This is a genomic window from Polaromonas sp. P1_G4 (assembly GCF_056405475.1).
The window spans coordinates 1-12,961 of sequence record NZ_JBFUCA010000061.1 but is presented as its reverse complement, the minus strand read 5'-3'; the positions used below and the strand labels follow the sequence as shown (position 1 = coordinate 12,961).

General features: G+C 62.3%; 14 protein-coding genes. 9 read left to right on the top strand and 5 right to left on the bottom strand.

Annotation, left to right across the window (positions count from 1 at the left end; genetic code table 11):
- The coding region (locus AC1D1X_RS05140) for a M16 family metallopeptidase (protein WP_477697926.1) at window positions 1-1,296 on the bottom strand (1,296 nt) is incomplete at its 3' end.
- A gap of 31 nt (window positions 1,297-1,327) precedes the next feature.
- Entirely contained in the window at window positions 1,328-2,803 is a 1,476-nt protein-coding gene (locus tag AC1D1X_RS05135; protein ID WP_477668288.1) for a M16 family metallopeptidase, read from the bottom strand.
- Between the two features lie 73 nt (window positions 2,804-2,876).
- Here AC1D1X_RS05135 and ftsY point away from each other — a divergent pair, with 73 nt between their 5' ends.
- Window positions 2,877-4,004, top strand: a complete 1,128-nt coding sequence (gene ftsY / locus AC1D1X_RS05130; RefSeq protein WP_477668289.1) for a signal recognition particle-docking protein FtsY — start codon at window positions 2,877-2,879, stop codon at window positions 4,002-4,004.
- A 24-nt stretch (window positions 4,005-4,028) separates the two neighbouring features.
- Here the strand turns inward: ftsY and AC1D1X_RS05125 are convergent, their stop codons facing one another.
- The 3 genes from AC1D1X_RS05125 to AC1D1X_RS05115 are packed head-to-tail and all read right to left on the bottom strand — an operon-like array spanning window position 4,029 to window position 6,628.
- The gene (locus tag AC1D1X_RS05125) at window positions 4,029-5,042 is read right to left on the bottom strand and encodes a YeiH family protein (RefSeq protein WP_477668290.1); all 1,014 of its coding nucleotides are present in this window, start codon (window positions 5,040-5,042) and stop codon (window positions 4,029-4,031) included.
- Between the two features lie 6 nt (window positions 5,043-5,048).
- Complete coding sequence (locus AC1D1X_RS05120) at window positions 5,049-5,873, bottom strand: inositol monophosphatase family protein (protein ID WP_477668291.1); 825 nt, start codon at window positions 5,871-5,873, stop codon at window positions 5,049-5,051.
- Between the two features lie 2 nt (window positions 5,874-5,875).
- A complete protein-coding gene (locus tag AC1D1X_RS05115; protein ID WP_477668292.1) occupies window positions 5,876-6,628 on the bottom strand; it encodes a GntR family transcriptional regulator in 753 nt (250 codons plus the stop codon).
- A gap of 158 nt (window positions 6,629-6,786) precedes the next feature.
- Here AC1D1X_RS05115 and AC1D1X_RS05110 point away from each other — a divergent pair, with 158 nt between their 5' ends.
- The 8 genes from AC1D1X_RS05110 to AC1D1X_RS05075 form a co-directional block, all read left to right on the top strand.
- On the top strand, window positions 6,787-7,068 hold the full coding sequence (locus AC1D1X_RS05110) for a UxaA family hydrolase (RefSeq protein WP_007862870.1): 282 nt from the start codon (window positions 6,787-6,789) through the stop codon (window positions 7,066-7,068).
- Window positions 7,069-7,179: 111 nt separating this feature from the next.
- The gene (locus AC1D1X_RS05105) at window positions 7,180-8,355 is read left to right on the top strand and encodes a UxaA family hydrolase (protein WP_477668293.1); all 1,176 of its coding nucleotides are present in this window, start codon (window positions 7,180-7,182) and stop codon (window positions 8,353-8,355) included.
- A 12-nt stretch (window positions 8,356-8,367) separates the two neighbouring features.
- Entirely contained in the window at window positions 8,368-9,294 is a 927-nt protein-coding gene (locus AC1D1X_RS05100) for a hydroxyacid dehydrogenase (protein ID WP_477697925.1), read from the top strand.
- Complete coding sequence (locus tag AC1D1X_RS05095; RefSeq protein WP_477668295.1) at window positions 9,294-10,304, top strand: Ldh family oxidoreductase; 1,011 nt, start codon at window positions 9,294-9,296, stop codon at window positions 10,302-10,304. Before AC1D1X_RS05100 ends, AC1D1X_RS05095 begins: the two co-directional genes overlap by 1 nt.
- Before the next feature lie 26 nt (window positions 10,305-10,330).
- Window positions 10,331-11,305, top strand: a complete 975-nt coding sequence (locus AC1D1X_RS05090; RefSeq protein WP_477668296.1) for a Bug family tripartite tricarboxylate transporter substrate binding protein — start codon at window positions 10,331-10,333, stop codon at window positions 11,303-11,305.
- 136 nt (window positions 11,306-11,441) lie between these two features.
- A complete protein-coding gene (locus AC1D1X_RS05085; RefSeq protein WP_477668297.1) occupies window positions 11,442-11,906 on the top strand; it encodes an Mpo1 family 2-hydroxy fatty acid dioxygenase in 465 nt (154 codons plus the stop codon).
- A 69-nt stretch (window positions 11,907-11,975) separates the two neighbouring features.
- The gene (locus AC1D1X_RS05080; protein WP_457282211.1) at window positions 11,976-12,269 is read left to right on the top strand and encodes a hypothetical protein; all 294 of its coding nucleotides are present in this window, start codon (window positions 11,976-11,978) and stop codon (window positions 12,267-12,269) included.
- 455 nt (window positions 12,270-12,724) lie between these two features.
- Window positions 12,725-12,961 (top strand): sigma-70 factor domain-containing protein (locus AC1D1X_RS05075; protein ID WP_477697927.1); only part of this gene is annotated, 237 nt, incomplete at its 3' end.

The following is a 12,961-nucleotide window of genomic DNA, read 5'->3' as shown; positions in this document are numbered from 1 at the left end:
GGTATCGAGGTAGTTCAGGGGCAGATCGTTCCAGGCAATGCTCGACACGTTGTCAAGGAGCTTGCGGTTGCTGTCAATGCGCAAGGCAAAGCCGCCGACCAGGTTGTCTTTCGCCGCCTTCAGTTCGGCCTCCAGCGGGCCGTTGGCCACAAAGTCAGCCACCACTTTGCGCACCAGGTCCACGGCTTGCGCAGCCTGGTCGGGCCGGGTCTGCATGCTGATGGTGAAGGCGCCCGCGTGCAGGGCGGGGGAGAAATAACTCGATACGCCATACGTCAAGCCGCGCTTTTCACGCACTTCGCTCGTCAGGCGCGACACAAAACCGCCGCCGCCCAGGATGTAATTGCCCACCGTCAGGGCAAAGTAGTCCGGGTCCGAGCGCTTGTAGCCCGGCTGGCCAATCAGCACCTGCGTCTGCGCCGAGGCAAACGGAATGCGTTTTTCAACCGGCGCAGCCAGCGGCTCGACCTCGGCAACGGCCGGCAACGGCGGCAGGCTGGCGCAAGCCACCTGCGGCAGACGTGACAGCAATTTGGCGGCGATGGCATCAGCCTGCGCGCGCGTCACCGCGCCCACCATGCTGATGCGCGCGCGGCAAGCCGTCACGCCGGCGGCATGCGCGGCGCGCATGTCGCTCACGCTGATGCGCGCCAAGCTTTCTTCCGTGACTTCGTACCCGTAGGGATGTGTGCCGTACACAGCTGGCGTGTAGGCGCGGCCGGCAACACTGGCCGGGCGGGTATAGGACTCGCGGATCGAGGCCTGCAGGCGTGCGCGTTCGCGTTGCCACACAACTTCGGGAAAAGCCGGCTCGGCGATCTCACGCGCGGCCAGCGCAGCCGCCTTGTCCAGCAGCGCCGGGTCGGTCAGGGTGCGCAGTGAAAAGCTCAGGCGGTCGGACGTGGTGCCGGCGCCGAACTGCGCGCCCAGGTCCGCCCAGGCTTCGCTGAGGGCGTTTTCGTCAAGCGCCGGCTCGGGAACGCACAGCCCTCCACAAATAACTTCAGGCCCCAAGCCATTGCTGGCACGCACCCCTTTTTCCAGCAGGCCGGCCATCATGCTGGCCAGGCCTGCCTTATCGGCAGGGTCACGCCGGTTGCCGGCGTCCAGATCGATCTGCACGTCCAGCATCGCAATCGCCGGGCTTTCGACCAGGTAAACCTTGGCGCCATTGGGTTGCGTCCAGTGCTGGATCGGCAGTCCGGCCAGCGCCAGCGAGTGAAAAAACAAGCTAAAAAGACCTGCAACCCATACACACCTTGCGCGAGCCGCTATTGTTTTTATAGCAATCATCATGTTGTCAGCAATTCTGGATGAGTAGGGCAGTTCAACGCTGCAGGTCACCGGCGGGCGCAGTGCCCTGGCGCGGCTTGCGGTTCGGGTCCAGCGGCTGCGGCAACAGCGTTGCCATCGTCATCTGGTCGTCACCAAAATATTTCGCGGCCACGGCCTGCACCTCGGCGCCCGTGATGCTACGCAGGGCGGCAATGATGCGTTCGCTGGCATCCAGCGGCAGGCCTTGCACCCAGTGCGAGCCGAGCTCGCGCGCCTGGTTGAAGACCGAGTCGAGCTTGTAGGTCTCGCTGGCCACCCACTGCGTCTTGACGCGGTTCAGCTCGGCCTCGCTCACGCCCTCGCGTGCCACCTTGGCCACCTGCTCGCGCAGCGCGTCAGCCACCTGCTGGGCGGTTTTACCGGCAGCGGGCACGCCGTCGAGCGAAAAAACCTGCGGCCCCCGGCCCATCAGGCCATTGGACGCACCGGCGCTGTCGGCCACACGGGACTGCTGCACCAGCGCGCGGTCGAGCCGGGCGCCGGTGTAGCCGTCCAGCACGGCGGCCAGCACCGTCAGCGCCAGCGCGTCGCGGCTGGCGCCGGCGGCCGGCGCGGCCAGGTCTGCCGGCTCCAGCTTGGGCACCTTGAAAACCATGCTGACATAGGCCTGGCTGGCCGGCGCCTTGAAGTCCATACGGCGCACGCCGGCCTGCAGGGGTTCAGCGCGTGGCTTGCGCACCGGGACGGCGCGCGCGGGGATGCCGCCGTAGTATTTTTCGGTCAGCTTTTTGACCTGCGCGACATCCACATCACCGGCAATGACCACGGCGGCATTGGCAGGCACATACCAGCGGCGGTAAAAATCGCGCGCATCGTCGGGCGTCATGGCCGCAATGTCGCTCATCCAGCCGACCACCGGGCGCCGGTAAGGCGAGGCGGTAAATGTCATGGCAGTCATCTGCTCATACAGCATGGCGCGCGGCGAATCTTCGGTGCGCAGGCGCCGCTCTTCCTTGACGACCTCGATCTCGCGCTTGAACTCGTCGTCTGCCCACTGGTTACCCGTGAAGCGGTCGGCCTCCAGGCGCATGACGTCCTCCAGCTTGCCGGCCGGAATTTGCTGGTGGTAGGCCGTGTTGTCGCGGGCGGTAAACGCGTTGTCGCGTCCGCCCAGGGCGGCTATGCGTTTTGAAAACTCACCCGGCTTGACCTTCGCCGTTCCCTTGAACATCATGTGCTCCAGCACATGGGCCACGCCCGACGTGCCGTCAACCTCGTCCATGGAGCCCACGCGCACCCACAGCATGTGGGCCACGGTGGGCGCGCGGTGGTCGGGCTTGACGATGACCGTGAGGCCGTTGGCCAGCGTGAACTGCTCCACCGGGGCCGGCACGGGCGTCTGCGCAAGGGCGGCCGTGCCCAGGCACAGTGCCAGCACCAGCGCGGGCAGGTGCCGCACGGCCGACGGGCGAAGTATGGAAGATAGGGGTACTGGGGGTGTCAAAAGGGCTGGCCTGGGGTGTTTCATAGAATAGCTGTGTGGCGCTGTACGTTGCCCCGCAACGGTGCAACAGCCCACTAGGACTCCGCAAGCATACCCAATGTTCAGTTTTTTCAAGAAAAAATCCCCCCCTCCTGCCGCACCGGCGTCTTCTGCGCCCGATGCAGCCGTCCCGGCCGGACCGGCCCCTGAACCGGCGACACCCGTACCCTCGCCGGCCTCTGCGGGCAGTGGCCTGATCGGCAGCGCGCTGGTCACCCCGATCACCATTCCGGTTCCCGGCGCCGTAGCCCCGGAGCGGGAGCGCTGGCTCAGCAAGCTGCAAGCCGGGCTGCGCAAGACCGGCTCCAGCATCTCGACCGTGTTCACCGGCAGCCGCATCGACGATGCGCTCTATGAAGACTTGGAAACCGCACTGCTGATGGCGGACGCCGGCAGCAAGGCCACCGAACACCTGTTGGCCGATGTCAAGCGACGCGTCAAGGAAGGCGGCATGACGCACCCGGTGGCCGTCAAGAACGCACTGGTGGACTCGATCGCGCAGCTGCTCAAGCCGCTGGAGCAACCCCTTGTGATCGGTCAATACCAGCCCACCGTGATCATGGTGACCGGCGTCAACGGCGCCGGCAAGACCACGTCCATCGGCAAGCTCACGCGCCATTTGGCCACCGAGGGCGCATCGGTGCTGTTGGCAGCGGCCGACACCTTTCGCGCCGCGGCGCGCGAGCAGCTCAGCGTCTGGGCCGACCGCAACACCGTCGAGATCGTCAGCCAGGAAGGCGGCGATCCGGCCGCCGTGAGTTTTGACGCCGTGAGCGCAGGCAAAGCGCGCGGCAAGGACGTGGTACTGGTCGACACGGCCGGCCGCCTGCCGACGCAGTTGCACCTGATGGAAGAGCTACGCAAGATCAAACGCGTGGTGCAGAAAGCGGATGCCACCGCGCCACATGAAGTTTTGTTGGTCATCGACGGCAACACCGGGCAAAACGCCCTCGCCCAGGTCAAGGCCTTCGATGACACGCTGCAGCTGACCGGTCTCATCGTGACCAAGCTGGACGGCACAGCCAAGGGCGGCGTTCTGGCTGCGATTGCGCTGTGGGCCCGTGAACGTGCCCTGGCCTCACCCGCGCTGCGCCCGGTGTCGGTGTATTTCATCGGCGTGGGCGAGCAGCTGGAAGACCTGGAAACCTTTAATGCGCGTGAGTTCGCGCAGGCATTGCTGGGCTGAACCAGCAGATTCGCCGCTTGCCGCTCAGGGCACCCCGAGCTTCAGCAGCAGCACCGAGATCACCACAAAGGCCACGATAAAAACGGTCTCAGCCAGCAGCAGGGCCACAGGCTTCCAGCCCAGCTTGAGCAAGTCTTCAAAACTGGTCTTCACACCCGCAGCGGCAATGGCCGTTACCAGCATCCAGCGCGATGTATCACTGGCCAGCTGAACCACGGGTGCTGCGATCAGCCCTGCACTGGCCAGCATGACCAGCACGACAAAAGCAATCAGGAAGCCCGGCACCAGCGGCACCTCTGTTTCCGGCACCTTGACGGCCGGATGGTTGCGGTACAGCACCGCAATGAACAGCACGATGGGCATCAGCATCATGACGCGAAACAGCTTGACCACGGTGGCCGTGTCACCCGCCTGCGGGCCGAGCATCATGCCGGCCGCCACCACCTGCGCGACATCGTGAATCGAGCCTCCCAGCACAATACCGGCCTGCCCCGGCAAGAGCCCGATGGCCTGCAGGCTGAAAGGGTAGACCACCATCGCCAGCGTTGACAGCACCGTGACACCGACAACAGCCAGAAGTGTGAAGCGTTCGTTTTCTTTCGTCTGGGGCAGCACGGAAGACACGGCCAGCGCCGCCGACGCACCGCAGATGGCCACCGCGCTGCCCGACAGCAGGCCTTCATCACGCGAACACTTCAGCCAGCGCGCCAGCAGCACGCCCAGCAAAATCGTCAATACAACCGCCAGCACGATGACCACGGCGGTTCCGGCGCCCAGTTGGGCCACTTGCGCAAACGTGATGCGGGCGCCCAGCAGCGCGACCCCCACGCGCAGCACCACGCGGCCGCAAAAACCAATGCCCTTGGCCGCCTTGGGGTGRCTGTTGAGAAAGTGGAACGCCAGGCCGATCAGCAAGGCATAGAGCAGTTGGGGGCCGCCATAGTGCTCGGAGATGAAAGTCGCGGCCAGTGCAATCACCATGCACACCAGCACGCCTGGAAAGTGGGACGCCAGCGCCATGCGCCATTTAAAAATCATGGGATATCAGACAGACTTGTTGGATGAATGGGACGGAGGATTTGGACCACCGGGGTAATGCGTGAGAACTTTTTCCAGTAGCGCCGCACCGGTAGGGCTTCCCGCCACCAGCATCCGGCTTTGCAGCAAGGGCAAGCCGTCCAGGGATCGCATCGTGGCGCCGGCCTCGCGCAGCAGCACCAACCCGGCCGCAGCGTCCCACGCGCCCATGCCGCGTTCCCAGAAGGCATCGGCCCGCCCGGCCGCCACATAAGCCAGTTCCAGCGCCATGGAGCCGCTTCGCCGAACCTGCCCAAACGTTCTCAGTACATCACCAAATTCACGCAGGTAGTCGTCCATGAAAGGCGCACCCGGTTTGGGAAACACCGTCGAAACCAGGCATTGCGCAGCAGGGCGCGCGGCAGCACAGGCCAGGCGCTCCCCATTCAGGTATGCACCCAGACCCGATGCCGCAGTAAAAATTTCGTGGCGGGACGGATCCACGATCACGCCCAGCACCGGCTGCCGGTCCAAACACAGTGCAATCGATACCGCGTACTGGGGGTAGCCGCGGGCAAAGTTTGCCGTGCCATCAATCGGGTCAACCAGCCAGGTGGGCTGCTCCGTCAATTCGCCGCCGCTTTCTTCACCGACAAAGCCGCTCTGCGGCAAGACCTTCAGCAGCGCGCTGCGCAAGCCCTCTTCCACTTCGCGGTCAAAGCGCGTGACCCAGTCACCGGGGGCCTTCTGGCGGACATCCACCGGTTGCAGTTCTACATGCGCCTTCCGGATGCGGACGGCAGCCTCCATGCCCGCGAGCCGGGCTTTCTCCAGCACCACAACAAGGTCCATGTTCATGCTTTCTTGGACAGCACACTGACATAGTCATGCGCCTGGGTATTGATGGTGGAGACCCGGTATTCCACGGGCTTGTCGCCGAACGTCAGGGCCAGCCGGTGCACCTCCATCACCGGAGAGCCCACCGCCAGCCCCAGCAGGCGCGCCTGGGTCCGGTCGGCCGCCGCGGCGCGTGCACGTTCCTGTGCCCGCAGCACGGTGATGCCGAAGTCTGTCTGGTACAGGGCATAGATCGTGCCGGGCCTTTCGACAAAACGTTTTTCAGTGAGGTTGCGGAACAGCGCCGCCGCAATGGTCAGCCGGTCATGCATGACCACCCTGCCCTGCAGGGCGAGGCGGTTTTCCGCCCTGAACACGGGCTCACCCATCTTGATGCGCAATGCAGCGGCCTCCTGCTCCGTGGCCCGCTCGCGCCCAAAAGCGATGCAGTCAATTTCCGGGTAGTCGCGGTCCCGCGCCGCATCGTCGTCACCGAAGTTCCAGTGCGGCTCCACGTGAAAAAACTGGAACATGAAGCGGGCATTGTTGTGCGGCGCCACAAAAGTTCCCTTGCCCTGCCGGCGCACCAGCACATGCTCGTGTACCAGTTCGTCAACGGCATGACGCAGGGTGCCAATGCTCACCTGCAGGCTCGCGGCAATATTCGCCTCGCTGGGCAAGGGTTTACCCGGGCCGTAATGCCCGGCCTCGATGAGTTTTTGCAGCTCGCGCTTCACCTGGCGGTAGAGCGGCATGGCCTCTTCGCTCATCAACGGACGCAATGGAGCCGATGTGTTTTTGACATTCACGGCCGCCATTGAAACACCAACGGGCGAGTCGTACAAGTCATATATATGAGTAAATTGACAAGCGGTTGCCGGCCCATAAAACTGGCAACTCGATTCAACTCAGGCCATTCGGAGACCCCATGATTCATTTTGTATTGCATGACGCCAAAGACACCGTGGCCGTTGTGGTGGTGGAAGGTGTGAAGGCAGGAACTGCCATGACCGGCTGGATCATGGACGAAGACCGCATGATCAATGTGCAGGCCCAGCAGGACATCCCGATCGGGCACAAAGTGGCCCTCAAGGACATGGCTGTCGGCGACACCGTGCTGAAGTACGGCATCGACATGGGCAAGGTTGTTGCCAACATCAAGGCCGGCCAGCACGCCCATGTCCATAACATCAAAACAAAGAGGTGGTAACCCCCCGAAGCAGCCTGCGGCCGCCTCCCCCCGAGGGGGCATCGCCTGTGGCCTGGCGAAGCCAGATCCACGTCGATTGCTGGAACAAACAACTCATCTAGGAACATAGCAATGTCAGTCATCGATAAAAACACCACATTTCTGGGCTACCGCCGCGAAAACGGCCGCGTTGGCGTGCGCAACCACGTCATCATCCTGCCGCTGGACGATCTTTCCAATGCAGCCGCCGAGGCGGTGGCACACAACATCAAGGGCTGCATGGCGATTCCGCACCCCTATGGGCGGCTGCAATTCGGTGCCGACCTGGAGCTGCACTTTCGCACCCTGATCGGTGCCGGCTGCAACCCCAATGTCGCCGCCGTCGTGGTGATCGGCATTGAAGACAGCTGGACCAAAAAAGTGGTGGACGGCATCGCCAAAACCGGCAAACCGGTGGTGGGCTTCGGCATTGAAGGCCACGGCGACCATGAGACCATCATGAAGGCCTCCAAAGCGGCGCGTGAGTATGTGCAATGGGCCAGTGAAAAACAGCGCGAGATCTGCGGCATCTCCGAACTCTGGGTCTCCACCAAGTGCGGCGAGTCCGACACCACGTCCGGCTGCGGCGCCAATCCCACCGTCGGCAACGCCTTCGACAAGCTGCACCCGCTCGGCAACTACCTGTGCTTCGGTGAAACCTCCGAGATCACCGGCGGTGAAAAAATCGTCGCCGACCGTTGTGCCACCGATGCCGTGCGCGACCAGTTCATGTTCATGTTCAACCGCTACCAGGACATGATCAACCGCCACAAGACCAGCGACCTGTCGGACTCGCAGCCCACCAAAGGCAACATCGCCGGCGGCCTCACGACCATCGAGGAAAAAGCGCTGGGCAATATCCAGAAGATCGGCAAGGTCTGCACGGTCGACGGCGTCATCGACAAGGCCGAGATGCCCACGCACCCGGGCCTGTGGTTCATGGACTCGTCCAGTGCTGCGGCCGAAATGGTGACCCTGTGCGCCGCCTCGGGTTACGCCGTGCACTTCTTCCCCACCGGCCAGGGCAACGTGATCGGCAATGCGATTGTCCCCGTGATCAAGATCTGCTCGAACCCGCGCACCGTGCGCCTGATGAGCGAACACATCGACGTGGACACCTCCGGGCTGCTGCAGCGCGAGATCACGCTCGACCAGGCCGGCGACAAGCTGCTGGAGAACATGCTGCGCACCGCCAACGGCCGCCTGACCGCCGCAGAAGCGCTGGGCCACCGCGAGTTCGTCTTGACGCGCCTGTTCGAATCCGCTTGAGGTAAGGCAAGCATGGCGCGCATTGTCATCTGTGAATTCATGGACGAGCGCGCAGTGGCGCAGCTTGAAGCGGCACACGACGTGCTCTATGACCCGCAGCTGGTGGGCGACGCCACCCGCCTGCGGGCCGAGGCGGGCAAAGCCGATGCGTTGATCGTGCGCAACCTGACGCAGGTGCGTGGCGAGYTGCTCGCCGCGATGGCCCGCTGCAAGGTGGTGGGCCGGCTCGGCGTGGGGCTGGACAACATTGACGTGCCGGCCTGCGAAGCCCGGGGCATCAAGGTCATTCCCGCCTCGGGCGCCAATGCGCTCAGCGTGGCGGAATACGTCGTGGCCAGCACCATGCTGCTGCTGCGCGGTGCGTTTGCTTCCACCGAAGCCGTGGCAGCCGGCCAGTGGCCGCGCRCTGCGTTGAGCAACGGCCGTGAAGCTGCCGGACAAACGTTGGGCATCATCGGTTTTGGCTCCATAGGCCAGACCACCGCGCGCCTGGCACGTGGCCTGGGCATGCACGTGATTGCCTATGACCCCGCGCTTGCCCCCGATGCCCCGGTTTTCGCGCAGACCGGTGTGCAGTACGCCGGCCTTGACGACCTCATCAGCAGCGCGGATGCCGTCACATTGCATGTGCCCCTGGTGGATGCGACGCGCGGGCTGTTCAGCGCGGCACGCATTGGCCAGATGAAAAAAGGCGCCGTGCTGATCAATACCTCGCGGGGCCACATCGTGGACATCACGGCAGTCAGTGCGGCGCTGCGGTCGGGGCAACTGGGCGGTGCGGCCATCGATGTATTCGACGTGGAGCCCCTGCCGGCGAGCGCGGGGTTGCAAGCCTGCCCCAACCTGTTGCTTACACCACACATTTCAGGTCTCAGCATGCAGTCAAATGAACGCGTATCGTTCATGATCGCTGACAAGGTGCTGGAGAGCCTGAAGTAATGATCCAACTGTCTATTGAAGAAGCAACACGTCTTGCCACGCAGGCGCTGCGCAAGGCGGGCGCGGCAGAGGCCATGGCGGCCACCACCGCGAGAGCACTGGTTCGCGCCGAAGCGCAAGGGCTCGCTTCGCATGGCTTGAGCCGCGTGCCGCAATATGCCACCCATCTTCGCAACGGCCGGGCCGATGGCCATGCCGTCGCCGTCGTGGCGCACAAAAAAGGTGCGGCAGTGCTGGTGGATGCAAAACAGGGCCTGGCCTTCCCCGCCTGCGACCTGGCGATCTCCACAGCGATTGCAACTGCTCGGGAACTGGGCGTGTGTTTTGTCGGCGTGATCAACAGCCACCATTGCGGGGTATTGGTGGATCATCTGCGCCCCGCAACCGATGCGGGCCTGGTAGGCCTTGGTTTTGCGAACGCACCRGCGGCCATGCCCGCGGCAGGCGGCAAGCACCCGATCTTTGGAACCAACCCGATTGCTGCCGCGTTTCCCCGCAGAAACGCCGATCCACTGTTGATTGACCTGTCTTTGAGCGAAGTTGCGCGCGGCAAAGTGATGGTTGCAGCCAAGGAAGGCAAATCCATTCCGCTGGGCTGGGCGCTGGACACGCAAGGCCGGCCCACAACGGACGCACAGGCGGCTCTGGAGGGCTCCATGCTGCCGCTGGGTGCCGTGAGCAGCCCCAAAGGTTCCATGCTGGCATTGATGGTTGAGCTGCTGGTGACAGCCGTGATTGGCGCGCAGTTTGCTTTTGAGGCATCATCGTTTTTTGTGGATGAAGGAAATCAGCCGCGAATTGGCCAGGCTTTCATCCTGATCGACCCGGGCGCGCTTGCAGGCACAGACACTTACTTTGAACGCATGGAAACCGTGATCGCCGAAATGCTGCTGGACGAAGGTGTACGTCTGGCAGGTGCGCGGCGCATCGCACTCGAAACGAAAGCACTACAAGCGGGACTCAGTATTCCCGACGCACTCAAATCGCAGTTGGATCAGTTAGTGGGTTAACAGTTATTCAATCAAGAGGAGTAGGCATGAAACGTCGTGACATCGTATTGGCATCAACAGGTGCAGCCCTGACGGGCATTCCGGGTCTGGGGCTGGCCCAGCAGACCTTTCCCAAACCAGGCAGCACCATCAAATATGTGGTCCCGTTCACGCCCGGCGGCCTGACCGACATGATGGCCCGCACGGTCGCCCAAAAGCTGTCCGAGGCGTGGAAGACTCCCGTGATTGTCGAAAACAAGGCTGGCGGGAACGCGCAGATCGGCGCCGAGCAGGTCGCCAAATCGGCGCCCGACGGCAATACGCTGCTGGCCATCACGTTGACACATGCCGCAAACGTATCCCTGTATCCGAATGCGGCTTACAGCTTCACCAAAGACCTGCGCCCGGTCGCCCTGATGGCCAATTCGCCGATGCTGGTCGTGGTTCCCGCCGCCAGTCCCATCAAGGACTTCAAGGACCTGATGGCCGTGTCCAAAACCAAGCAGCTGAGCGCGGGCTCGAGCGGCAACGGTACTCCGGCACACCTGACCATGGCTTTGTTCTGCGAGTTGAACAAAACGAAGATGATCCATGTGCCCTACCGCGGCGGCGCGCCCTCGATGGTCGACCTGATCGGTGGCCAGCTGGACGTGATTTTTTCCAACTATCCGGAATCGATCGCTCACGTCAAAGGTGGAAAACTGCGCGCGATCGCGATCTGCAGCCTGGGCCGGCACCCGGGGGTGCCTGATGTCCCGACTGCTTTCGAGGCCGGTATGACTGGCCTCTTTGTCGAGAACTGGACAGGGGCCATGCTCCCGGCCAAGACGCCGGATGACATTGTCGACAGATACTCGCGCGAGATCATCAAGATCATGTACAGCGCTGACGTGGAAGAGCGCGCCAAGCAGCAAGGTTTTCGTGTCTCACAAAAGGGTTCAGAAGAGTTCGGCCGCTTCCTGAAAAGCGAAATAGACCGCTGGAGCCGGATTATCAAGACCGCGAAAATCACACCGACCTGATCGGCAAGCACACCCGGTTAAGCACAAAGTCCGCAGGCCGCTCGCGGTCTGCGTTACGTTTTGTAAAACACCACTCCGGTTCTGGTGGCCTGGCGGAAAATCCGCCCAGAGGCGATCCCCGCCACTGGAGACATACATGAACGACATAGCGGATATTCCCGTTACCGTTACCGGGCCACGCAAGGTTGACCAGCTGCTGGTGCACTACGGCGAAAGCCACCAGAACCCGCGCAACGAACTGATCCATTTCATTGCCATCCCGCTCATCATGCTGAGCCTGGTCGGCATGCTGTTTGCGCTTCACCCCTATGTCGCGTATGTGTTTGTCGCGGCCAGCATGGTCTACTACGCGCGCTTGTCGGCGATGTTCTTTATGACCATGGCGGTCTGGTCGGTGCTGTTTCTGGGCCTGGTGTTCGCCATGGGACCATTGGTATTGCCGATCTGTGTCGGCATTTTTGTGGGCGCCTGGATCCTGCAATTCATCGGCCACAAGATCGAGGGGAAAAAGCCTTCTTTCTTTGAAGACATCCAGTACCTCTGGGTCGGGCCGCTGTTTGTGCTGAGCAAGCTGTTTGGCAAGCTGGGTATACGCTGGTGATTCATCCAGCTTGAAAACACCCGGGCGGCCTCCATCTTGAAGGTTTAAACCTTTTCACGGGTACCTCGCTTGATCAGCAAAATTCTGCGTTTCTTCCTCAAGCTCCTGTTTGGCATCTTCGCCGCGGTGTTTGCCGTCAGCCTGCTGGTCGCGGCCCTGATCGTCGTGGCGCTGAGCCTCCTGAAGTCGCTCGTCACCGGCCGCAAGCCGGCGCCGGCGATGGTGTTTGGCCGCTTCCAGCGCTATTCGCCCCAAGGCATGTGGCCGGGCGGGGCCGCCCAGGGCAACCCGGCCAGCCCCCGTGCCGGCGACGTGGTGGACGTGGAAGTCCGCGAAGTGCGTGACGACAAGCGCCTGCCGTAATACCTGCGAGTTCCGATTTGGGCGGGCTGGCGGCTGAAAACCATGGATTTGCTACCAAATTCATAGCTGCTTACGCCCGTCCAGCTTGGATGAAAGGCCATATTCACTCTCCGAAATTGGCAAAAAACTGACGTGCACCCCGTTTGAATTCATTATCAAATATGGCTTCAGCCCAATACACACGGGCGCAAGGAGCTATCAAATAGATAGCGACCGTACCCACTTTGGGATAACGGCGGCATCCATACAAATCGATACCGCGCATTTACAAGGCAGAAACCAATCCCCCTGAACCAATGGCCCACAATGCGGCTCATACCAAGGGTTTTCACTTATTAGCCTTGCGCTATCCGAGTCATTGAACCTATTGCTTAGCACTCTCTCCAACAGAGTGCTAGTATTTAGCACCAGACGAAAGGAGTCTTGCTGTGTCTTATGCTCTTTCCCCCGCTTCCCTGACCGCTGTCGTGCCGAMATCGGGCGCGTCCACAGCCGTCAACCCCTGGTCGCTGGTGCCCCCGCTGGGCAACCTGGACGCTTATATTTCCGCCGTAAACCGTCTCCCCATGCTCACCCTGGAGCAGGAGCAGGAATTTGCCAAAAATCTCAAGGAAAACAACGATCTCGACGCTGCCGGTAAGTTAGTGCTCTCTCACTTGCGCCTGGTGGTCTCGATTTCGCGCAAATACCTG

Bases quoted from the DNA above. Each gene is read 5' to 3' on its own strand.
- AC1D1X_RS05110 (WP_007862870.1), top strand. From the start codon at position 6,787: ATGATTCATTTTGTATTGCATGACGCCAAAGACACCGTGGCCGTTGTG.
- AC1D1X_RS05115 (WP_477668292.1), bottom strand. From the start codon at position 6,628: ATGAGCGAAGAGGCCATGCCGCTCTACCGCCAGGTGAAGCGCGAGCTG.
- AC1D1X_RS05085 (WP_477668297.1), top strand. From the start codon at position 11,442: ATGAACGACATAGCGGATATTCCCGTTACCGTTACCGGGCCACGCAAG.
- AC1D1X_RS05105 (WP_477668293.1), top strand. From the start codon at position 7,180: ATGTCAGTCATCGATAAAAACACCACATTTCTGGGCTACCGCCGCGAA.
- AC1D1X_RS05090 (WP_477668296.1), top strand. From the start codon at position 10,331: ATGAAACGTCGTGACATCGTATTGGCATCAACAGGTGCAGCCCTGACG.
- ftsY (WP_477668289.1), top strand. From the start codon at position 2,877: ATGTTCAGTTTTTTCAAGAAAAAATCCCCCCCTCCTGCCGCACCGGCG.
- AC1D1X_RS05120 (WP_477668291.1), bottom strand. From the start codon at position 5,873: ATGGACCTTGTTGTGGTGCTGGAGAAAGCCCGGCTCGCGGGCATGGAG.
- AC1D1X_RS05135 (WP_477668288.1), bottom strand. From the start codon at position 2,803: ATGAAACACCCCAGGCCAGCCCTTTTGACACCCCCAGTACCCCTATCT.